Below are 20,972 nucleotides of genomic sequence, written 5' to 3'. Positions count from 1 at the left end.
TTCCTATGCTCTGCGCAACGAACATGCAAACCGATGATTTTTTGTGCGGTTTGAAAACCCGTGCCGGGGGGTGGGACGCATGAGCATCCTCATCGGCGCGCGCGAGATGCGCGCGGCAGAGGCGGCGGCCCTCGCGATGCCGCAGAACGGGCAGGGCGCACTGATGGAGCGCGCGGGCGAGGCGGCCCTCGGCGCGGTCATGACCAACTGGCCCGAGCTTGCCGGCGGGCAGGGCCGGGCGGCGGTCGTTCTTTGCGGTGCGGGCAACAATGGCGGCGACGGTTACGTGATCGCGCGGCATCTGGCGCAGGCCGGTTGGTCCGTCACGCTCTGCGCGGCCGGGTCGGGGCGATCGCCGCCCGACGCGGCGCGCGCGCGGGCGGCATGGGAGCGCCACGGCCCAGTTCATCCGGCGAGCAAGGCTCCGGACGCCCTGCCGGACGCGGCGCTCCTCGTCGACGCGGTATTCGGCATCGGCCTGAGCCGCCCGGTGTCGGGCGAGATGGCACAGCTTTTCGAGCGTATCGCCGAAGCCGGCCGCGCCGACACATTCCGGCGCGTGGCGGTCGACATTCCCTCCGGGCTCGATGCCGATTCGGGACGGTGCCACGGCGCCTGCCTCCCGGCCGATCTGACCGTCACCTTCGCGGCCGCCAAGCCGGGGCATTACCTAGCCTCGGGGCCGGAGCTCAGTGGCCGTCTCGTGGTGGCCGATATCGGGATCGACATCGGCGGGGCCGCGGTCGCCGCGCGCCTTGCCGGTCCTCCGGCGGGGCTTCTCAAACGCGGCGCGCACAAGTTCGATCACGGTCATGCGCTCGTTCTGGCCGGGGGCTCCGGGCGCGGGGGGGCCGGACGGCTCGCCGCCCGTGCGGCCCTGAGAATCGGTGCCGGACTGGTCAGCCTCGCTCCGCCGCCGGACGCCTTGGCCGAGAACGCGGCGCAGCTCGAGGCGGTCATGCTCAGGACCTTGCCCGATGCGGCCGCCCTGACCGAATGGCTCGCGGGTGATGAACGGATCAACGCGCTCTGCCTTGGGCCGGGGCTCGGGACCGATGCGCGTGCCGGGGCTCTCCTGCGCGCCGCCCTGGATGCCGGGCGGCCGACGGTTCTCGATGCCGATGCGCTGACGCTGCTCTCGCGAGAGGACGCGCCCTTCGCGCTGCTGCACGAGGCCTGCGTCCTGACCCCGCATGGGGGAGAATTCGCCAGGCTGTTCCCCGATATCAGCCGGACCCTGGGCGAGGTCTCTGCCGCGCCCCCCGGGCATGACAAGCTGTCCGCGGTGCGCGAAGCGGCCGCGCGGGCGGGGTGCCACGTGCTTCTGAAGGGGCATGATACGGTGATCGCGGCGCCATCGGGGGAGACCTGGCTCAGCAGCGCCGCCTACGGGCGCGCCGCGCCATGGCTTGCCACCGCGGGCGCGGGCGACGTGCTCGCGGGATTGATCACCGGGTTGCTCGCACGCGGCATGCAGCCACTCCCCGCGGCGCGGGATGCAAGCTGGATGCATGTCTCCGCCGCGCTGGAATTCGGGCCGGGACTGATCGCCGAGGATCTGGAGCGGCAGGTGCCCGCCGTCCTTCGCGCGCTGTGCTGAGCCGGGCGCCGGAGGGACGTCCCGCGCGGCGCCCCCGGACGGGCAGTGTCAACGGCGCAGGGGCGCCAATGCGGCCAGCGCGTCGACCTTGCCGCGCGCGGCGCCGCTGTCGATGCTTTCGGCGGCCATCTGCGCGCCGCTCCTGAGATCGCTTGCATGGCCCGCCAGCAGGAGCGCCGCCGCGGAATTGAGCAGGACCGCATCCCGGTAGGCGCTTACCTCGCCCTGCAGGAGCGCGCGGAAGGCGGCGCCGTTCTCGGCCGGGCTTCCGCCCACGATCTGCGAGAAGGGATGGCGGGGAAGGCCGGCATCCTCCGGCGAGATCTCGGTCTCGTGCACGGCGCCGTTCTCGAGGATCGCAACCCGGCTCGGAGCGGAGATCGACAGCTCATCCGTCCCGTCGCCGCCATGCACCAGCCATGCGGCCTCGCTTCCCAGCGCCGCGAGCGTCTCGGCCATCGGCCGGATGACATCGGCGGAAAAGGCGCCCGTCAACTGGCGCCGCACGCCGGCAGGGTTTGTGAGGGGTCCGAGAATGTTGAAGATCGTCCGCGTTCCCAGCTCGGTGCGCGTCGGCATCACATGCGCGACCACGGGGTGATGGATGGGTGCCATCATGAAGCCGATGCCGATTTCCTCGATTGCCCTTTGCGTGATCTCGGGGCCGGCCATCACGTCGATCCCCAGCTGGCCGATCGCATCCGCCGCGCCGGACTTCGAGCTGAGGTTGCGATTGCCATGCTTGGCGACCGTCACGCCCGCGCCGGCGACCACGAAGGCCGCGGCGGTCGAGATGTTCAGCGTGCCCTTGCCATCGCCGCCCGTGCCGACGATGTCGATTGCGCCCTGCGGCGCGCGCAGCTTGCGGCAGCGGTCGCGCATCGCCGCCGCCGCCGCTGCGTATTCGTCCACCGACTCGCCCCGCGTGCGCAGCGCCATCAGGAAACCGCCGATCTGGCTGGGCGTCGCATCGCCCTCGAAGAGAATGGCGAAGGCCTCCCCGGCCTCCGCGCGGCTGAGCGCCCGTTCGGCGGCGATCGCGATCAGCGGCTTGAGCGCCTCGCTCATGCCGCCACCCCGAGCCGGCCTATGAAGCTGCGCAGCATGTCATGGCCATGGTCGGAGGCGATCGATTCGGGGTGGAACTGCACCCCCTCGATGGGCAGCGTCCGGTGCGCCAGCCCCATGATCGTCCCGTCATCGAGCTCCGCCGTCACCTCGAGGCATTCCGGCAGCCCCTCGCGCGCGACGACGAGGCTGTGATAGCGCGTCGCCGTCAACGGATCGGGAAGACCGGCAAAGACGCCCTTGCCCCCATGCCGGATCGCGGCGCGCTTGCCATGCACGATCTCGTCATGGCGCTGGACCCGGCCGCCGAATGCCTGCCCGATCGCCTGATGGCCGAGGCAGACCCCCAGGAGGGGCACACGCGCCTCGGCGGCCCCTTCGATCAGCGGCACGCAGATGCCGGCGCGGTCCGGATCGCACGGACCGGGCGAGATCACGATCCCCTCGGGCCGCAGGGCGAGCGCCTCGGCGACCGTCAGCGCATCGTTGCGCCGAACCGTGACCTCCGTGCCGAGCTCTCCGAAATAATGCACGAGGTTATAGGTGAAACTGTCGTAATTGTCGATCAGGAGCAGCAAAGTTCGATTCCCGTCGCTAGGTCTGTCGCAAGGGGGTGAACCCCCGGGGCGGTCGCGATATACATGCGCAAACGGGGCGGTTGGCGTCAAGCGGCGAAGCACCGCGCGCCACTCGGCGACGAACGGGGTGAGAGCGTGAATCGAGGGTTCATATCCGGTCTGGTCTGGGGAAGCGTCGCGGCGACGCTGAGCGTGGTTCTCGCGGCCCAGCTGGTGAACGAGCGAAGCCTGCCGGTGCGTCCGGGGGATGGGACCGTCGCGGCCAACCGGCCCGGCGCACCGGACGCTCGGGTCTCTGGCGCGGCCGCCACCGATGAGGCCAGCCGCGATGCTGCGAGCGATGATGCGGTGACCGCCGGCTCCGCGCCCGGTGATGCGGCCGTGATACGGAGCGCCGAGAACACAAGCCCGGGCGGCACGCCGGAGCCGGGCGATGAACCATCGATCTTCGTTCCGGAAACAGCGCCCGCACCCGAAACGGAAACGGCCAATGCCGTCTCCGCAGAGGGTGGCGAAATCGATGCCGGGGATGAGGGCGGGCTTTTCGTCGATACGCACTCCGGTGAGGACAAGCCCGTAGCACTGGCAGACGCGCCGGAAGTCGCAGCGGCGCCTCGGGATGGCGGCGCCGGGGAAGATGCTTCGGCGAATGCCGGCAGCGCGCTTTTCGAGGAAGACCGCCCCGAAACCGGCCGGACACCGTCCCCGGCGCGCGAACCCGCCCAGCGCGATACCGGCTCGGCGACGGGGGATGACGCGCTCCCGGCTGTCGAAGTCGCGGACGCGGCGCCGGGGGCCGTGCCCCTTCCGACCGAGGAGGCGCCGCCGGGCGCCCCGCGCGCCGAGATGCGCGGCGACCGAGCGGCAGCCACGCCTGGCCGCGCAGCCATTCCCGACGAGCCAGGCGCGCTGCCACGTGTCGAGCCGCTGGAGCGTCTCGCGATCGTCGATGGCATCGCCGCCGATGCGCCCGGCGCGCCGGCGCCCGTGGACGGCGAGAGTTCGATCTTCGCAGAGAATACGGCGCCAGGCGTCACGTCCCGCAGCAGCCCGGCGGAAATGGCATCCGCGGGTGCGGCCGCGCCGGATCTACCAGCCCGCGAGACGGCACCGACGGCCGGGACACCGCCCGAGGAGCCTGCCACCGATGATGCCGCTCCCGGCGCGGAGCGGCCCGATCCGGACGCGGACGCGCTCTTCGTGCCGGCCGCGCCCGAGCAGGACAGCCGGCCGGCGGCCGAACCCGCGGCGCCGGAGGGCGGCATGCGCGGGGCCGAGCCCGGAAAGCCGCCAAGTGCCGGACCGCGCCCCGGCGGCGCGCTTGCCCAGAAGACCATCGACGCGCCCGCCGTGCTCGCCCCCGAAGCGCCAAGCCCCTCCGCCCCCGGTATCCGCCGCCTGGCGCTGGACGAGGGCGGTTTGCGCGGTGTCGGCTTTGGCCGCGAGCCCGCGCCGCGCGTCATCGATGCCACCGGACCGCAGGGCGCGAACCCGGTACGGCCGCGCAAGCGGACGCAGGATGCGGCGCCCGCCAACGGGGCGCAAACGCGCCCGGCGCCCGATCCCGACAGCGCGCTGATGCGCTATGCGGCCGCGCCGGCCGGACGGATCGAGGGTCCGATCCTGTCGATCGTGCTGCTCGACACGGGCGGACCGCTGATCGACACGGAGCTGCCTGTCACCATCGCGATCGACGCGGGCCAGCGCGATGCCCAAAGCCGTGCCGCCGCCTACCGCGCGGCCGGTCGCGAGGTGGTGATGATTCCGTCGGTGCCGCGCGGTGCGCTGGCAAGCGATGTCGACGCGGCGCTGCAGGACAGCCTGACCCTGGTGCCCGAGGCCGTCGCGGTGATGGATGACCCAGCGGGCGACTTGCAGGACGACCGGACGGCGATGCAGCAGATCCTCGCACGGCTCGACGAGACCGGGCACGGGCTCGTGACCTTCCCGCGCGGACTGAACGGTGCGCAGCAGGAGGCCAGGCGCGCGGGCATTCCGGGCGCGCTCGTCTTCCGGCAGATCGATGGCGAGGGACAGGACCGTGCCGCGGTCAAGCGCTTCCTCGACCATGCCGCCTTCCGGGCAAGGCAGCTTTCGACCGTCGTCCTCTTCGGGCGCAACCGTCCCGAAACGCTCGAGGCGCTCGACCAGTGGATGGAAAGCGAGCGGGCATCCGGCGTCACGCTCGCGCCGATCTCGACCGCGCTGACCGCAGGCCGCTGACGCAATGGCCCCCGATGCTCCGAACGCGGCTCTTCGCGGCCTCGTCGCGATGATCGTCTGCTGCACCATCTGGGGGCTGTCGCCGCTCTATTACAAGCTTCTGGCCGAGGTGCCGCCGCTCAAGGTGCTTGCGCACCGCACGCTGTGGTCGCTCGTCTTCTTCGCCGGGGTGATCGCGCTCCAGGGCCGGCTTGGCGAGCTGCGCGCCGTGGTCAGGCCGGGGCGCGGCCTGCTGCTGATCCTGGCCGCGGCGGTGATGATCTCGACCAACTGGTTCCTGTTCATCTTCTCGGTCCAGGCGGGGCGGGGCCTCGAGGCAAGCATGGGATATTACATCTTCCCCCTCGTCGCGGTCCTCTTCGGCGTCACGCTCTTTTCCGAAAGGCTGAGCCGGGCGGGATGGGCCGCGATCGTCCTGGCCGCGCTGGGCGTGGCGCAGCTTGCGTTCGGGCTGGGGGCGGCGCCATGGATCTCGCTCGGTCTCGCCGGCTCCTTCGGGCTTTACGGGGTGCTCAAGAAGATGATCACCGCCGGCCCGGTCCTGTCGGTCACGGCCGAGGTGCTCCTGCTCGCGCCTCTCGCGCTGGGCTACCTGCTGGTGACGGGCATGATGCCGGGCGGGGGGAGCGCCTTCGGCACCGATCCTGTTCAGACCCTCCTCCTCCTGGCGGCTGGCCCGATCACCGGCGCGCCCTTGATCCTTTTTTCATACGCCTCCCGCCGGCTTCGCCTGGCCAGTGTCGGCCTGCTGCAATATCTCAACCCGACGCTGCAATTCATCGTCGCCGTCGCGATATTCGGCGAGCTCTTCACCCCTTGGCACGGCATCGCCTTCGCGATGATCTGGACGGCGCTCGCGCTCTATTCGGGCGAGCTGTTCCTGGCCGACAGGCGCGCGCGGCGGGCCCGGCGATCGGTCGCGCCCGCGATCTGACAGCGGCGAGGGGCCGGGCGCTGGCGGGGCCGAGCCGCGGCACTGGTCATCCCCGCCGGGCTCGCATACCCTCCGCGCCTCATCGAGGACGGGGACCATGACACAAGACACGCAGACGAATGCCAGCGGCCTGCGGGTCATCATGCGCGTGGCCCCCTACCTGTGGCCAAAGGGGCAGGGCTGGGTGAAGCGCCGCGTCGTCGCGGCGATGGTGATGCTCCTGATCGCCAAGCTGATCGCGATCGCCACGCCCTTCTTCTACAAGGCCGCCGTCGACAATCTGTCGGGCGAGGGGGCTTCGGCGGCGTGGATGCTGGGCGCCGGGGCGATCGGGCTGACCGTCGCTTACGGCATGGCGCGGCTCTTCAGCACGGGCTTCAACCAATTGCGCGACGGCTTCTTCGCCGCAGTCGGGCAACGGGCCTTGCGGCAACTGGCGCTCGAGACCTTCACCCATATCCACAGGATGAGCCTGCGCTACCACATCAGCCGCAAGACCGGGGGGCTGAGCCGGATCATCGAGCGCGGGGTGAAGGGGGTGGAGTTCCTGCTGCGCTTCCTGCTCTTCTCGATCGGGCCCCTGGCGCTCGAGCTGATCCTGACGGGGGTGGTGCTCGCCGTCGTCTTCGACATCCGCTACCTGCTGGTTCTCGCGGTGACGGTGGTGCTCTATGTCGCCTTCACCTTCGCCATCACCGAATGGCGCGTTAAGATCCGCCGCGAGATGAACGCCCAGGACCAGGACGCGAACCAGAAGGCGATCGACAGCCTGCTCAATTTCGAGACGGTGAAGTATTTCGGCGCCGAACTGCGCGAGGCGGAGCGCTACGACATGGCGATGGCCGGCTACCAGAAGGCCGCGATCAAGACCGCCTATACCCTGTCCTTCCTGAATTTCGGACAGGCCCTGCTGATCACCGCCGGGCTGGTCACGGTGATGGTGATGGCGGCGGCGGGCGTTCAGAGCGGCGCGCTGACGACGGGCGATTTCGTCATGGTCAACGCCTACATGATCCAGATCACCACGCCGCTGAACTTCCTTGGGACCGTCTATCGCGAGATCCGGCAGGCGCTCGTGGACATGGGAGAGATGTTCGGTCTTCTCGAGCAGCCTGCGGAGGTGCGCGATGCGGCCGATGCGCGCGAGCTGCGCGTGAGTGGCGGCGAGGTCGTCTTCGACAATGTCAGCTTCGGCTACGATGCCGCGCGTCCCATACTCAAGGGGATCACCTTGCGCGTGCCGGCCGGCGAGCGCTGGGCCATCGTGGGCCCGTCGGGTTCGGGCAAATCCACGATCGGCCGGCTCCTTTTCCGCTTCTACGACGTCAATGGCGGATCGATCCGGATCGACGGGCAGGACCTGCGCGATGTCACGCAGGACAGCCTGCACGCGCAGATCGGCGTCGTGCCGCAGGACACGGTGCTTTTCAACGACACGATCCGCTACAACATCGCCTATGGCAGGCCCGGTGCCAGCGAGGCCGAGATCGAGGCGGCCGCCAGGCATGCGCGTATCCACGATTTCATCATCGCCTTGCCAGAGGGCTACGACACGGCCGTGGGCGAGCGCGGGCTGAAACTCTCGGGCGGCGAGAAGCAGCGCGTCGGCATCGCCCGCACCCTGCTCAAGGATCCGCCCATCCTGCTGCTGGACGAGGCCACGAGCGCGCTCGATACCGAGACGGAGCGCGACATCCAGGATCAGCTGCGCGCGATGGGCGAAGGGCGCACGGTCCTGACCATCGCACACCGTCTTTCGACCATCGCCGACGCGGACCGGATCGTGGTGCTCGAGAACGGCCTGATTGTCGAAAGCGGATCGCATACCGCGCTCCTGGCTCGCGGGGGGCGTTATGCCAGCCTTTGGCAAAGACAGGCCGCCGAGGAGGAGAACGCGTGAGACCGCGCGGGCGCGGTGCCGCAACCGCTTCACATTTCCCGCGCGCTCGGGGTAAGACGGGCGCAGCAATCCGGAGGCAGGCGTGAGCAATACCGACAGTTTCATCGACGAAGTGTCCGAAGAGGTCCGGCGCGAGCGCCTGTTCGGCTTCATCAAGCGTTATGGCTGGATCGCGGTGCTCGCGGTCGTGCTGATCGTCGGGGGCGCTGCGTGGAACGAATGGCGCCAGGCGCGCGATGCCGCACAGGCGCAGGCGTTCGGCGATGCGATCCTCGCCTCCCTCGCAAAGGACAGCCCCGAGGCGCGGCGCGCGGCGCTTCTGGCAATCCCCGCCGAAGGGGCGCAGCGTGCCGTGATCGCGATGATGGCCGCCGAGGGCAGCGATGGCGCGGGCCCCGCGGTCACGCAGCTCGAGGAGATCGTCGCCGGCGGCGAGCTGCCGCAGCTCTACCGCGACCTCGCCGCCCTGAAGATCGTCATGATCGAGCAGGACACGCTTCCGCTCGAGCGGATCGCCGCCCTCCTGGAGCCCCTGCAGGCACCCGGCGCCCCCTTCAGGCTCCTCGCGCTCGAGCAGCTCGCCCTCGCGGAAGTCGCCGCGGAGCAGAAAGATGCGGCACTCGAGCGACTGCGCGCCATTCTCGAGGATGGCGATGCGACCCCGGACTTGCGCCGGCGTGTGTCGCAGTTGATTGTGGCGCTCGGCGGATCGCTCGACGCTGGCTGAAAACGGCGCGCGGCTGGCGGGATCGCCGCCGCACGATCCAATGAACGGGACGGGTAGGGGCAAAGCGATGACCATCAAACCGGCACTGATCGCCGCCATTCTGGGCAGTCTCGCAGCCGGCTGCACGGAGCCCGAGCTGATCCTGAGCGGCGAGCGGCTGACGGTCGACGGTGAGCGGCCCGCCGCCTCCTCCGTGGACCGCGCCCTGCCGATCACGCTGCCGCCGGCGGTCGATATCGCCTCCTGGACCCATCGTGCAGGCGGTCCCGCCCATGCGCAGGGACATGCGGCGTTCTCGGCCACGCCGCGCCTTGTATGGTCCACGCCGATCGGGCAGGGCGAGGGACGCAAGCATCACATCACCGCCGACCCGGCAATCGATGCCGGGCGCATCTTCACGGTCGACAGCCGCGCCCGCGTCATGGCGCATGATCTGGCCGGACGCAGGCTGTGGTCGGCGGATCTCACGCCGGCCGGCGAGCGGACGGATGACGCATCGGGCGCCGGGCTCGCCGTGTCGGGCGGCAAACTCTTCGTCTCGACGGGCTTCGCCGGTCTCGCCGCGCTCGACGTGGCGACCGGGGCCGAGCTTTGGCGGCAGGATCTCGACGCGACCGCCACCGGCGCGCCGACGGTCGCGAACGATCTGGTCTACGTGGTGACCCGCGATGCGCGGGCCTTGGCCATCGACACCGCCGACGGCCGCGTGCGCTGGAGCTTCACGGGCACCCCGAGCGAGGCGGGCGTGGTCAACGGCGCGGCGCCCGCGATCGCGGAAGGCTATGCCGTCTTTCCCTTCTCGAGCACCGAGATCATCGCTGCGCTGCCGGTGGGGGGCACGCGGGTCTGGAAGGGCCATGTCGCGGGCAACAGGCCGGAGCCGACCTATGCCTCGATCACCGACATCACGGGCGATCCGGTCATCAAGGGGAACACCGTCTACGCGGGCAATCCCTCGGGGCGGATCGCGGCCTTCGATCTGTCGAGCGGAACGCAGCTTTGGGAAGCGCGCGAGGGCGCGATGTCCCCGCCGCTCGTGAGCGGCGGCTCGCTCTTCGCGGCGACCGACCAGGCCGAGCTGATCCGCCTCGACGCGGCGACCGGCGAGCGGATCTGGTCCAATCCGCTGCCCTATTTCGAATCGCCCCTGCCCAAGCGGCGGGAGGCCGTCTACGCCCATTACGGGCCGATCCTGGCGGGCGGCCTTTTGTGGATCGCCTCCTCGGACGGGTATCTGCGCGGGGCCGATCCGGTCAGCGGCCGCATCCTGCGGCGTCTCGAGCTGCCCTCGGGCGCGAGCACCAATCCCGTTGTCGCCGGACGCACCCTCTACGTCGTCTCGCAGGCTGGACAGCTTCTGGCTTTCAGATAGGCGACAAAGGGTATATGGGCCTCAGCCTGAGTGATCGGAGACGGCCATGAGTTTCACCCTTGCCATCGTCGGCCGCCCGAATGTGGGCAAGTCGACCCTCTTCAACCGCCTCGTCGGCAAGCGCCTCGCGCTCGTGGATGACCAGCCGGGCGTCACCCGCGACCTGCGCGAAGGCGCGGCGCGGCTCGGCGATCTGCGCTTCACCGTCATCGATACGGCCGGTCTCGAAGAGGCGACGGACGATTCGCTGCAGGGACGGATGCGCAGGCTGACCGAGCGCGCCGTCGAGATGGCCGATATCTGCCTCTTCATGGTCGATGCCCGGGTCGGGATCCTGCCAACGGACGAGATCTTCGCCGAGATCCTGCGCAAGAAGAATGCCAACGTGATCCTCGCGGCCAACAAGGCCGAGGGACGCGCCGCCGAGGGCGGATTGATCGAGGCCTGGGGGCTCGGGCTCGGCGAGCCGATCGCGCTTTCCGCCGAGCACGGCGAGGGGCTCAACGATCTGCATGCGCAGCTCATGCCCCTCGCGGATGCCTTCGCCGAGCGGGCCCGCCACGACAGCGCCGAGGCGCCGGAGACGGATGTCACGCTGCGCCTCGACGACAAGGGCGAGCCCGAGGATGCCCCGCGCGTGCCGACGCGTGAGAAGCCGCTCCAGGTCGCGGTCGTCGGCCGGCCCAATGCGGGAAAGTCCACCCTGATCAATCAGTTCCTTGGCGAGGAGCGGCTCTTGACCGGGCCGGAGGCGGGCATCACGCGCGATTCCATTTCCGTCACGATGGACTGGGACGATGTGCCCGTCCGCCTTTTCGACACGGCCGGCATGCGCAAGAAGGCGAAGGTCCAGGAGAAGCTCGAGCGGATGAGCGTCTCCGACGGGCTGCGCGCCATCAAGTTCGCCGAGGTCGTGATCCTGCTTCTCGATGTATCGATCCCCTTCGAGCAACAGGATCTCCGCCTTGCCGACCTCGCCGAGCGAGAGGGACGGGCGGTCGTCATCGCCGTGAACAAGTGGGATATCGAGGACGACAAGTCCAACAAGGCACGCGAGCTGCGCGAAGCCTTCGAGCGGTTGCTGCCGCAGCTTCGCGGCGCGCCCCTCGTCACCGTCTCCGCCAAAACCGGCAAGAATCTCGACAAGTTGCAGGCCGCGGTCATCAGGGCACATGAAGTCTGGAACAGGCGCATCTCGACCGCGCGGCTGAACCGTTGGCTCGGGGCGATGGTCGAGGCGCATCCGCCGCCCGCTCCCGGCGGCAGACGCATCAAGCTGCGCTACATGACCCAGGCCAAGACCCGCCCGCCGGGCTTCGTGGTCATGTGCTCGCATCCTGACAAGCTCGCCGAGAGCTACAACCGGTATCTGGTGAATGGTCTGCGTGAGCATTTCGACATGCCCGGCACGCCGATCCGGCTCTACCTGCGGAGCCAGGCCGAGGACAATCCGTACAAGAACAACAAGAAATCGACGCCCTCACGGCTTCGCAAGCATCTGGGGAAAGGACCGGCCAGCGGCTGACCGCCCTCAGCGGTAGCGCCGGTTCGGCCCGATGGCGGCCACGATGGCGATGAGCGCGGCCGCCACCAGGGCGCCGCCGGTCAGCCACGGGTCGGTGGCGTAGTTCTGCACCGCGATGGCGATGAAGGCCCAGACCACCGCCGCGCCATAGGTGCGGGCCGTGCTGCGCCTTTGTACGGCGATGGCGAAGAGCACGGTCCCGGCGACGGCGGCCCAGGCGGCGATGCGTTGATCCACGAGGCCCCAGCCCGCGGCGAGCAGGCCGAGGGAGACGAAGCTGGCCGCGGTCAACCATCCGGCATAGAGCCCGATCGGGGCGCGCAGCAGCCAGTGATCGGCCGGACCCGCACGCAGCAGGGCCGCGATCGCGCAGACGAGCATGATCCAGATCATGATCGAGGCCCAGACCGGACTCATCATCGCGACCGATAACCAGGGCACACCCACGAGCAGGCTGGCCGCGAGCGGGCGCCGTGTGGGGGTCCAGTCGTCATGGCGCGCTCGCGCGATCACGCCGAACCCGGCATGGATGACCAGCCAGGCATAGATCAGCCCCCAGATCGCGAAGGCATAGCCCTTGGGCTGCACCGGCGGGTCATCCTGCGGCTGCGGATAGAGCGACGGATCGAACCCACCGAAATCGGGGGTCAGGAGCGGCGCCGCGGCGAAGGCCAGGGCAAGCGCGAGAACGAGAAGGGCTTTCCACATGCGTGGGCAAGATAGCGGTGCGTGGCGGCTCGGCAATGGCGAAGGAGCCTCCGCCGTTCCGAGCCGTTCGCGTTCTCAGGCGAGCTTGCCCGAGGCGGTGATCTCGGTCTTGCCGCCGATCCAGGGATGCAGTGCCTCGGGCAGGGCCACCGAGCCGTCGGCGCGCTGTCCGTTCTCGAGAACCGCGATCAGGCAGCGCCCGACCGCAAGGCCCGATCCGTTCAGCGTATGGACGAATTCGGGCTTGCCGCCGCCGTCGGGACGCATCCGTGCGGGCATCCGGCGAGCCTGGAAGTCGCCCATGTTCGAGACCGAGGAGATCTCGCGATAGGTGTTCTGACCGGGAAGCCAGACCTCGATGTCGTGGGTGCGGCGCGCACCGAAGCCGGTATCCCCCTCGCACAGGAGCATCGTTCTGAAGGGAAGGCCGAGCGCCTGCAGGACCGCCTCGGCGCAGCCGGTCATCCGCTCGTGCTCGTCCGTGCTCTGCGCGGCGCTGGTGATCGAGACCATCTCGACCTTCTCGAACTGGTGCTGGCGCAGCATCCCGGCCGTGTCCTTTCCCGCGCTGCCGGCCTCGGAGCGGAAACACAGCGAATGGGCGGTAAGGCGCAGTGGAAGCGCGGCGGCCTCGAGCACCTGCTCGCGCACGGAATTGGTCAGGGTGACTTCGGATGTGGGGATCAGCCACCAGCCATTCGTCGTCTCGTAGCTGTCTTCGGCGAATTTCGGCAACTGCCCGGTGCCCAGCATCGCCTCATCGCGCACAAGGACGGGCGCGTTCGTCTCCTCGAGACCATGCCTGTCGACATGCATGTCGATCATGAACTGCGCGAGCGCGCGGTGGAGGCGGGCCATCGCGCCGCGCATGACGACGAACCGGGCGCCGGAGAGCCGCGCGGCCGTTTCGAAGTCGAGCCCGGCTGCCGCCTCGAGCTTGTAATGCTCGCGAGGCGTGAAATCGAACTCGGCGGGCGTGCCCCAACGGCGGATCTCGACATTGTCCGCCTCGTCGCGCCCTGCAGGCACCTCGGCGTCGAGGATGTTCGGCAAGGTCATCAGCAGCGTCGTCAGCTCGCCATCGCGTTGTTTTGCCTCGGCCTCGAGGGATGCAAGTTCGCTCTTTTTCTGCGAGACGAGAGCGCGAAGACGCTCGAACTCGGCTTCGTCGCCGGATGCCTTCGCCGCGCCGACCTTCTTGGAGGCCGCGTTCTGTTCAGCTTTGGCGGTTTCGGCGGCATGGATTGCGGCCCGGCGCGCATCGTCGATCCGCAGAACCTGCTCCGAGATCCCATCGAGGCCCCGGCGGGCCATAGCGGCGTCGAAGGCGGCGGGGTCATCGCGAATGATCCGGATATCGTGCATGTTCTGCGGTCCTGTGGTTCGAGTCGCCGTGTTATGACCGATTTCCCGCCCCGGCGGAACCAATGACCGGCCCCGCCTTGCCCACATGCCGGGGCCTCAGGCCCGGGCCCCGCGCCGCCGCCCGCCGCGAAGCGGGGCGGGCCATCACTCGGGCGATGTGATCGTCAGCTCGACCGCGCCATACCAGTCGGCAAAGGCGCGGATTTCCGTATCCGTCAGCTCGGCCGCGATGGGACTCATCACCTCGTGCTCACGCTTGCCGCCCCGGAAGGCCTTGAGCTGCGTGTCTATGTAGATGTTGGTCTCGCCCGCGAGATTGGGCGCGTCCTCGACCACGGCGATGCCGTCCTCGCCATGACATGCGGCACAGGGCGCGGGCGCGGGGTCCGCCCCGGCGGGCACGGATGCGCTGACCTGCTGCGCGCCATACCAGGCGGCCACATCGGCAATCTGCCGGTCGCTCAGGCTCGCGGCGACGACGCTCATCATCTCGTGCATCCGCGCGCCGCTGCGAAAGGCGGTGAGCTGCGCGGCGATATAGCCAGCGGGCTCGCCGCCAATATGCGGCGCGATCGGGATTTTCGCAAAGCCGTCGATGCCATGGCAGGTGCGGCACATGTTCGCCAGCTTGCGGCCCTCGGCCGGATCCCCTTGCGGCAGATCCTGCGCCGAAGCGGCACCGGCGAGGAAAACCCCGCCGGCGACGATGAGGGCGCGAAGGCTCATTTCTCGTAGCTGATCCGGTAGAGCGCGCCGGCCAGGTCGTCCGAAATCAGCAGCGATCCGTCGCGAAGCTCGGCCACCGCGGCGGGGCGCCCCAGATACTCGCCGTTCTCGTCGATCCAGCCCTCCGCGAAGGGTTCGGTCGCGGCGTTGCCCTCATCGTCGATGAAGGTGACCATCACCCGCGCGCCCACCGGCGTGGTGCGGTTCCAGGAGCCGTGCTGCGCGGAGAAGATGGCATTCTTGTACTTGGGCGGGAACATGCCGCCGTCGTAGAATTCCATCCCCAGATCGGCGGCATGCGCCACCGTTTCGGAGGCCGGCATCACCACGTCGGCGGGCACCTCCTCGTCCTTGTACTCGTTGGTGCGGGTGCTGCCGCCGCCATACCACGGAAAGCCGAAGTTCTGGCCGGCGGCGGTCTGGCGGTTGATCTCGCCGGGCGGGATGTCATCGCCCATCCCGTCCACCTGGTTGTCGGTGAACCACAGCTCGCCCGTTTCGGGATGGAAGTCATGCCCGACCGAATTGCGGATGCCGCGGGTATAGACCTCGCGCCCCGTGCCATCGGTGTTCATGCGGATCATGCCGCCGATCCCGTGCTTGTTGTATTTCTCCATCTTCTCGGGGGCCGGCACGTTGAAGGGCTGGCCCAGCGAGATATAGATCATTCCGTCGGGCCCTATCTTGCAGACGCGCGCGGTATGGTTGAACGATTCCTCGTCGGGCGGGATCAGCTCGCCTTGCGCCACGAGGTTGAAGGCGGCCACATCGGGCGATTCGTAGAAGAACTCCGCCGCCGGGAACAGCAGCACGCGGTTCTGCTCGGCGATGTAGAGAAAGCCGTCATCCCCAAAGCAGGGCCCGTTGGGGATGGTGAATTGCAGCGAGGGGGCAAAATCCTTCACCTCGTCCGCGACACGGTCCTTGTTGCGGTCCGTGACGGCCCAGACCTTGTCCTTGCGGGTACCCACGAAGGTCACGATGCCCTGCGGGCCGACGGCCATGTGGCGCGCATCGGGCACGATGGCATAAAGCTCGATCTTGAACCCGTCGGGCAGGGTGATCTTCTCGAGGGTCTTCTTGATCCCTTCGGCGAAATCTCCGCCCTGCTCGATGGTCGTGAACTCGGTTGTGCCCGTCGACTGGAAATTCGACAATTTCTCGAGATTGTCGGGAACCTCCGCGTTCTGCGCATAAGCACCGCCGGCGGCGACGGCGATGGCTGCTGCGCCCGCAAGATATCGTTTCATCAGTTTTCCTCCCCTTCGTCAGTCAATGCCGACCGCGAAAAGACTGGAGGCCGTTTTACGTCAGGTCAATATAGACCACCGGAGCGGTCTCCGCCCGCTCGCTTGCCAATGCGCCGACCCGGATATAGGGTCTGCGCCGAACTGGCCGGGGGCGCGGTGCGCCCTCCAGAACCGAAGGACATCACTCCATGTTTGCCACGCCTGCCTATGCGCAAGCGGCCGGGGGCGCCGGCGGCGCTTTCGCTAGCTTCATCCCGCTGATCCTGATCTTCGCGATCATGTATTTCCTCCTGATCCGCCCTCAGCAGAAGAAGGCCAAGCAGCATCAGAAGATGATCGAGGCGCTGCGTCGCGGCGACCAGGTGGTCACCGCCGGCGGGCTGATCGGCAAGGTGTCCAAGGTCAAGGAAGACGGCGAGGTCGAGGTCGAGCTGGCCGAGGGCGTCAAGGTCCGCGTGCTGCGCGGGACCATCGCGCAGGTTCTCAACAAGACCGAACCCACCGCCGCCGGCTGAGCCGCGGTGAAACCTGTCTGAGGCGCTGGAGCGATCATGCTGCAATTCCCACTGTTCAAGCGGGTGGTGATCTGGGGGCTGATCGCCCTCGGATTGGTGCTGGCGATGCCCAACGCCTTCTACTCGCGCGTCGAGCAACACAATGACGCTCTCGTCGAGATCGAGAAGCTCGGCGCGACGCCCGAGCGCCTCGAGGCGGCGTCGCAATGGCCGGACTTCCTGCCCTCGAGCCTCGTCAATCTCGGGCTCGACCTGCGTGGCGGGGCCCATCTTCTGGCCGAGGTGAAGGTCGAGGAGGTCTATGCCGACCGGATGGACGGGCTTTGGCCCGAGGTGCGCAACGTGCTGCGCGATGCGCGCGGCGATGTCGGCACCTTCCGGCGTGTCGATACCGATGACGGCACCTTGCGTCTGAGGCTGTCGAACCCGGAGGGAATGCCCCGCGCGCTGGAGCTGATCCGCGAACTGGCACGCCCGGTCACCAGCCTGACCGGGGCGGGCGCCTCGGACATCGAGGTTGCCGGGAGCGGCGCCGAGATCACGGTGCAGCTCTCGGAGGCCGAACAGGCCTCCACCGACGATCGCACCATCCGCCAGAGCCTCGAGATCATCCGCCGCCGCGTCGACGAGGTCGGCACGCGCGAGCCGACGATCCAGAGGCAGGGCACCGACCGGATCCTCATCCAGGTGCCCGGCATCGGCAGCGCCGCCGAGCTGAAGGCGCTCATCGGCACCACCGCGCAGCTGACCTTCAACCCCGTCATCGGGCGCAGCGCGGATGCCGATCAGGCCGCCGGCGCGGGCAACGCGGTCCTGCCGGCGATGGAGGAGGAGGGCGTCTTCTACGTCATCTCCCGCACCCCCGTCGTGACCGGCGAGGAGCTCACCGACGCGCAGCCAGCCTTTGACCAGAACGGCCGCCCGGCGGTGAACTTCCGTTTCAATCCCTCGGGCGCTCGCAAGTTCGGCGACTACACCGCCGAGAATATCGGCGCGCCCTTCGCCATCGTTCTCGATGACGAGGTGATCTCCGCCCCCGTGATTCAAAGCCATATCCCGGGTGGATCGGGCATCATCACCGGCAATTTCACGGTCGAGGAATCGACGCAGCTCGCGATCCTGCTGCGCGCCGGTGCCCTGCCGGCGGAGCTGGTCTTTCTCGAAGAGCGCACCATCGGTCCCGAACTGGGACAGGACAGCATCGATGCGGGCCGCATCGCCACGATCATCGCTTTCACCGGGGTCCTGGTCTTCATGGCGCTGAGCTACGGTCTTTTCGGTATCTTTGCCAACATCGCGCTGATCCTGAACGTCTTCCTGCTCTTCGGGCTGTTGAGCGTGATCGGCGCCACGCTGACCCTTCCGGGCATCGCCGGCATCGTGCTCACGATCGGCATGGCGGTGGATGCCAACGTGCTGATCTTCGAGCGCATCCGCGAGGAGCTCAAGACCGCGCGCGGTCCGGCACGGGCCATCGAGCTGGGCTACGAGAAGGCGCTCAGCGCGATCATCGACGCCAACATCACGACCTTCATCATCGCGGTCATCCTCTTCGTGCTCGGATCGGGCCCGGTGCGCGGCTTCTCGGTCACGCTCGGGATCGGCATCCTGACCTCGGTCTTCACGGCAATCTACGTCACGCGGCTGATCATCGTCACATGGTTCGAACGCCGCCGCCCCAAAACGATCGAGGTCTGAGATGCGCCTGAAACTCGTTCCCGCCCAGACGAACTTCGATTTCTTCAAATACGCCAAGCTGACCTTCGGCGCCTCCATCGTGGCGATGCTGCTCTCGCTCGCGGTCTGGGCGCTCGTCGGCCTGAACTTCGGCATCGACTTCCGGGGCGGCACGACGATCCGGACGCAAAGCACCGGCGCCGTCGAGATCGGCGCCTATCGCGATGCGATCGCGCCGCTCGATCTGGGCGACGTGGTGATTTCCGAGGTCTTCGATCCGGGCTTCGCCGCCGATGAGAATGTCGCGATGATCCGCATCCAGGCGCAGGATGGGCAGGAAAGCGTGACCGGCGACACCATCGCCGAGGTCGAGGCCGCCCTGCAGCAGGTCGATCCCACGATCACCTTCCCCTCGGTCGAGAGCGTCGGACCGAAGGTTTCCGGCGAGCTCATTCGCACGGCCATGATCGCGGTCGCGGCGGCTCTCGCGGCGATCCTCTTCTATATCTGGCTCAGGTTCGAGTGGCAGTTCTCCGTGGGCGCGGTGGCCGCGCTCTTTCACGACGTGATCCTCACGATCGGGGTGTTCTCGGCGCTGCAGATCCGGTTCGATCTCGCCACGATCGCGGCGATCCTGACCATCATCGGCTACTCGATCAACGACACGGTCGTGATCTTCGACCGGCTGCGCGAGAACCTGATCAAGTACAAGAAGACCCCGCTGCGCGATGTCATGAACCTGAGCGTGAACGAAACGCTGAGCCGCACCTTGATGACCAGTGGCACGACGCTTCTGGCGCTGATCGCGTTGCTCATACTGGGCGGAGACGTGATCCGCGGCTTCGTCTTCGCGATCACCTGGGGCGTCGTCGTCGGCACCTATTCCTCGGTCTTCGTGGCCAAGAATGTCGTGCTCTTCCTCGGAGTCAAGCGCGACTGGAGCAAGGGAAACGACACGACGGGCAACCAGTTCGCCGATATCGACGCCTGAACACGGGCCACTGGCACGGCCCGGCGAGGGCAGAGCCGGATGGGCAGTTCCCGCCGGGCCGCGCCTGTACCAGCGGCTCGGGTTCTGCCATTCTGGGCCGGCCATATCTGACCCGAAGGGAAGCGCGATGCGCCTCAACGAAGTGAATTTCGAGAATGGATTGCCGGTCGAGGGATACGGGCCGGGCTTCTTTCGCGTCGGCGGGCAGCTGATCCACGGCGATTGCCTGATCCTGCCGGGCGGTGTTCAGGACTGGGGCGGATACGATGATGCCGCGCCGCTCCTTGCCGCGCGCGGCAAGATCGACGTGCTCTTCATGGGGACGGGAGCGGAGATCGCCCACCTGCCGGCCAGCCTGCGCGCGAAGCTCGAGGAGGCGGGGCTCGGGATCGAGGCGATGTCCTCGCCGGCGGCCTGCCGCACCTACAACGTGCTGCTGAGCGAGGGGCGCCGCGTCGGTGCCGCTCTGCGTGCCCTGCCGCGCCCCGCGTGAGCGCCTCCGCCATCCTCGAGGTTGCCGATCTCGCCATCGCGCGCGGCGGGCGCGCGGTGATCTCGGGGGTGGGGTTCCGGTTGCTCCCCGGCCGGGCACTGATCCTGCGCGGCCCGAACGGCATCGGCAAGACCACGCTCCTGCGCACCGTCGCCGGATTGCAGGCGCCTCTCGCGGGACGCATCGTGATGCCCGCCGACGCCATCGCCTATGCAAGCCATGCCGACGGGTTGAAGCCGACCATGACCGTCGCCGAGAACCTCGCCTTCTGGGCCGGTATCTACGGACGGACCGGACGGGCCGCCGAGGCGATCGATGCCTTCGACCTGCGCCCCCTGCGCGACCGGGCGGCGCAGCATCTGTCGGCTGGACAGCGGCGCCGCCTGGGACTGGCGCGCCTGCTTGTCACGGGCCGGCCGATCTGGGCGCTGGACGAGCCGACGGTTTCGCTCGACCGGCCCAGCGTGGCGCTGTTCGGGCAGGCGGTCCGGGCGCATCTCGCGCAAGGTGGCTCGGCACTGATCGCAACCCATATCGACTTTGACTTCGAAGCGGAAACCCTTGATCTGACGCCGTTCCGCGCAAGTGAAAGGCACGGCCGCGCAGCGATCCCGGTGTCACAATTCGACGATGATGCCGATGGCGAGGCCTTCGCATGAGCGCTCTGGTGCTGCGCGATCTCGCGCTTGCCTTCCGGTCGGGCGGCGGCTTCGGTCTCGCGCTGGCCTTCTTCCTCATCGTCACGGTTCTGGTTCCCTTCGGGATCGGCCCCGAAAGCGGACGGCTCGCCCTCGTGGCGCCCGGCATCCTGTGGATGGGCGCGCTGCTGTCCTGCCTGCTGTCGCTCGACCGGCTCTTCGCCCTCGACCGCGAGGATGGCACGCTGGAGCTTCTGGCGACCGCGCCCGTGCCCCTCGAAGGGGTCGCCGCGGCAAAGGCGCTCGCGCACTGGCTGACCACGGGTCTTCCACTGACGCTCGCGGCGCCGGCGCTCGGCATCCTTCTGAACCTGCCCGCCGCCGGATACTGGCCGATCTTCGTGTCGCTGCTGATCGGCACCCCCGCGCTCAGCCTGATCGGGACCTTCGGCGCCGCGCTCACCGTGGGACTCAAACGCGGCGGCCTGCTGCTTTCGTTACTGGTGCTGCCTCTTTATATTCCGACGCTCATCTTCGGCGCCGAGGTCGCGCGGCGTGGCGCCGAAGGACTGGCGGCGGGGGCCGCGCTGCTGCTGCTCGGCGCGATCACCGCCGGTTGCCTCGCGCTGGCGCCCCTCGCGGCGGCCGCGGCCCTGCGGATCAACATGCGCTGAGCCTCATA

General features: G+C 68.6%; 19 protein-coding genes. 13 read left to right on the top strand and 6 right to left on the bottom strand.

Annotation, left to right across the window (positions count from 1 at the left end; genetic code table 11):
• The first annotated feature begins 79 nt into the window (after window positions 1–79).
• Complete coding sequence (locus tag PMES_RS14370; RefSeq protein WP_159966418.1) at window positions 80–1,600, top strand: NAD(P)H-hydrate dehydratase; 1,521 nt, start codon at window positions 80–82, stop codon at window positions 1,598–1,600.
• 48 nt (window positions 1,601–1,648) lie between these two features.
• On the opposite strand, the gene trpD is transcribed toward PMES_RS14370, so the two are convergent.
• Together trpD and PMES_RS14360 are read right to left on the bottom strand one after the other, a co-directional pair.
• Window positions 1,649–2,668 carry an anthranilate phosphoribosyltransferase gene (gene trpD / locus PMES_RS14365; RefSeq protein ID WP_159966417.1) on the bottom strand — a complete coding sequence of 340 codons (1,020 nt, stop codon included), beginning with the start codon at window positions 2,666–2,668 and terminating at the stop codon, window positions 1,649–1,651.
• Entirely contained in the window at window positions 2,665–3,246 is a 582-nt protein-coding gene (locus PMES_RS14360; protein WP_159966416.1) for an anthranilate synthase component II, read from the bottom strand. Before PMES_RS14360 ends, trpD begins: the two co-directional genes overlap by 4 nt.
• 135 nt (window positions 3,247–3,381) lie before the next feature.
• On the opposite strand from PMES_RS14360, the gene PMES_RS14355 reads away from it, so the two are divergent.
• The 6 genes from PMES_RS14355 to der all read left to right on the top strand — a co-directional run bounded on the left by PMES_RS14355 (window position 3,382) and on the right by der (window position 11,927).
• Window positions 3,382–5,469, top strand: coding sequence for a polysaccharide deacteylase family 2 protein (locus tag PMES_RS14355; protein ID WP_159966415.1), 2,088 nt, complete (start codon window positions 3,382–3,384; stop codon window positions 5,467–5,469).
• A 4-nt stretch (window positions 5,470–5,473) separates the two neighbouring features.
• Complete coding sequence (gene rarD / locus PMES_RS14350; RefSeq protein ID WP_159966414.1) at window positions 5,474–6,403, top strand: EamA family transporter RarD; 930 nt, start codon at window positions 5,474–5,476, stop codon at window positions 6,401–6,403.
• A gap of 97 nt (window positions 6,404–6,500) precedes the next feature.
• Window positions 6,501–8,303, top strand: coding sequence for an ABCB family ABC transporter ATP-binding protein/permease (locus PMES_RS14345; protein WP_159966413.1), 1,803 nt, complete (start codon window positions 6,501–6,503; stop codon window positions 8,301–8,303).
• Between the two features lie 82 nt (window positions 8,304–8,385).
• Window positions 8,386–9,030 (top strand): hypothetical protein, encoded by a 645-nt coding sequence (locus PMES_RS14340; RefSeq protein ID WP_159966412.1) that lies wholly within the window; start codon window positions 8,386–8,388, stop codon window positions 9,028–9,030.
• 67 nt (window positions 9,031–9,097) lie between these two features.
• Complete coding sequence (locus PMES_RS14335; RefSeq protein ID WP_159966411.1) at window positions 9,098–10,402, top strand: outer membrane protein assembly factor BamB family protein; 1,305 nt, start codon at window positions 9,098–9,100, stop codon at window positions 10,400–10,402.
• Window positions 10,403–10,448: 46 nt separating this feature from the next.
• Window positions 10,449–11,927, top strand: coding sequence for a ribosome biogenesis GTPase Der (gene der / locus PMES_RS14330; RefSeq protein ID WP_159966410.1), 1,479 nt, complete (start codon window positions 10,449–10,451; stop codon window positions 11,925–11,927).
• Window positions 11,928–11,933: 6 nt separating this feature from the next.
• Here der and PMES_RS14325 read toward each other — a convergent pair whose 3' ends face one another.
• From PMES_RS14325 to PMES_RS14310, 4 genes are all read right to left on the bottom strand, one after another.
• Complete coding sequence (locus PMES_RS14325; RefSeq protein WP_159966409.1) at window positions 11,934–12,635, bottom strand: TspO-related membrane protein; 702 nt, start codon at window positions 12,633–12,635, stop codon at window positions 11,934–11,936.
• 75 nt (window positions 12,636–12,710) lie between these two features.
• Window positions 12,711–14,000: a serine--tRNA ligase gene (serS, locus tag PMES_RS14320; RefSeq protein ID WP_159966408.1), complete on the bottom strand. Its 1,290-nt coding sequence runs from the start codon at window positions 13,998–14,000 to the stop codon at window positions 12,711–12,713.
• A gap of 144 nt (window positions 14,001–14,144) precedes the next feature.
• Window positions 14,145–14,726 carry a c-type cytochrome gene (locus PMES_RS14315; RefSeq protein WP_159966407.1) on the bottom strand — a complete coding sequence of 194 codons (582 nt, stop codon included), beginning with the start codon at window positions 14,724–14,726 and terminating at the stop codon, window positions 14,145–14,147.
• A complete protein-coding gene (locus PMES_RS14310; protein ID WP_159966406.1) occupies window positions 14,723–15,976 on the bottom strand; it encodes a PQQ-dependent sugar dehydrogenase in 1,254 nt (417 codons plus the stop codon). The genes PMES_RS14315 and PMES_RS14310 overlap by 4 nt, the downstream gene beginning before the upstream one ends.
• A 188-nt stretch (window positions 15,977–16,164) precedes the next feature.
• On the opposite strand from PMES_RS14310, the gene yajC reads away from it, so the two are divergent.
• From yajC to ccmB, 6 genes are all read left to right on the top strand, one after another.
• A complete protein-coding gene (yajC, locus tag PMES_RS14305; RefSeq protein WP_159966405.1) occupies window positions 16,165–16,491 on the top strand; it encodes a preprotein translocase subunit YajC in 327 nt (108 codons plus the stop codon).
• A 36-nt stretch (window positions 16,492–16,527) separates the two neighbouring features.
• Window positions 16,528–18,189 carry a protein translocase subunit SecD gene (gene secD / locus PMES_RS14300; RefSeq protein ID WP_159966404.1) on the top strand — a complete coding sequence of 554 codons (1,662 nt, stop codon included), beginning with the start codon at window positions 16,528–16,530 and terminating at the stop codon, window positions 18,187–18,189.
• 1 nt (window position 18,190) lies between these two features.
• A complete protein-coding gene (gene secF / locus PMES_RS14295; RefSeq protein WP_159966403.1) occupies window positions 18,191–19,159 on the top strand; it encodes a protein translocase subunit SecF in 969 nt (322 codons plus the stop codon).
• A gap of 127 nt (window positions 19,160–19,286) precedes the next feature.
• A complete protein-coding gene (locus tag PMES_RS14290) occupies window positions 19,287–19,652 on the top strand; it encodes an Mth938-like domain-containing protein (protein ID WP_159966402.1) in 366 nt (121 codons plus the stop codon).
• Window positions 19,649–20,311 (top strand): heme ABC exporter ATP-binding protein CcmA, encoded by a 663-nt coding sequence (ccmA, locus tag PMES_RS14285; RefSeq protein WP_236549817.1) that lies wholly within the window; start codon window positions 19,649–19,651, stop codon window positions 20,309–20,311. Before PMES_RS14290 ends, ccmA begins: the two co-directional genes overlap by 4 nt.
• Window positions 20,308–20,964 carry a heme exporter protein CcmB gene (ccmB, locus tag PMES_RS14280; RefSeq protein WP_159966401.1) on the top strand — a complete coding sequence of 219 codons (657 nt, stop codon included), beginning with the start codon at window positions 20,308–20,310 and terminating at the stop codon, window positions 20,962–20,964. Before ccmA ends, ccmB begins: the two co-directional genes overlap by 4 nt.
• The last annotated feature ends 8 nt before the right edge of the window (window positions 20,965–20,972 follow it).

The sequence above is a fragment of the Profundibacterium mesophilum KAUST100406-0324 genome (assembly GCF_009835145.1).
Lineage (GTDB): Bacteria > Pseudomonadota > Alphaproteobacteria > Rhodobacterales > Rhodobacteraceae > Profundibacterium > Profundibacterium mesophilum.
This window is presented reverse-complemented; position numbering and strand designations above follow the sequence as displayed.

Bases quoted from the DNA above. Each gene is read 5' to 3' on its own strand.
- ccmB (WP_159966401.1), top strand. From the start codon at position 20,308: ATGAGCGCTCTGGTGCTGCGCGATCTCGCGCTTGCCTTCCGGTCGGGC.
- rarD (WP_159966414.1), top strand. From the start codon at position 5,474: ATGGCCCCCGATGCTCCGAACGCGGCTCTTCGCGGCCTCGTCGCGATG.
- secD (WP_159966404.1), top strand. From the start codon at position 16,528: ATGCTGCAATTCCCACTGTTCAAGCGGGTGGTGATCTGGGGGCTGATC.
- PMES_RS14370 (WP_159966418.1), top strand. From the start codon at position 80: ATGAGCATCCTCATCGGCGCGCGCGAGATGCGCGCGGCAGAGGCGGCG.
- PMES_RS14315 (WP_159966407.1), bottom strand. From the start codon at position 14,726: ATGAGCCTTCGCGCCCTCATCGTCGCCGGCGGGGTTTTCCTCGCCGGT.
- PMES_RS14345 (WP_159966413.1), top strand. From the start codon at position 6,501: ATGACACAAGACACGCAGACGAATGCCAGCGGCCTGCGGGTCATCATG.
- serS (WP_159966408.1), bottom strand. From the start codon at position 14,000: ATGCACGATATCCGGATCATTCGCGATGACCCCGCCGCCTTCGACGCC.
- PMES_RS14310 (WP_159966406.1), bottom strand. From the start codon at position 15,976: ATGAAACGATATCTTGCGGGCGCAGCAGCCATCGCCGTCGCCGCCGGC.
- der (WP_159966410.1), top strand. From the start codon at position 10,449: ATGAGTTTCACCCTTGCCATCGTCGGCCGCCCGAATGTGGGCAAGTCG.
- PMES_RS14325 (WP_159966409.1), bottom strand. From the start codon at position 12,635: ATGTGGAAAGCCCTTCTCGTTCTCGCGCTTGCCCTGGCCTTCGCCGCG.
- yajC (WP_159966405.1), top strand. From the start codon at position 16,165: ATGTTTGCCACGCCTGCCTATGCGCAAGCGGCCGGGGGCGCCGGCGGC.
- secF (WP_159966403.1), top strand. From the start codon at position 18,191: ATGCGCCTGAAACTCGTTCCCGCCCAGACGAACTTCGATTTCTTCAAA.
- PMES_RS14290 (WP_159966402.1), top strand. From the start codon at position 19,287: ATGCGCCTCAACGAAGTGAATTTCGAGAATGGATTGCCGGTCGAGGGA.
- trpD (WP_159966417.1), bottom strand. From the start codon at position 2,668: ATGAGCGAGGCGCTCAAGCCGCTGATCGCGATCGCCGCCGAACGGGCG.
- PMES_RS14335 (WP_159966411.1), top strand. From the start codon at position 9,098: ATGACCATCAAACCGGCACTGATCGCCGCCATTCTGGGCAGTCTCGCA.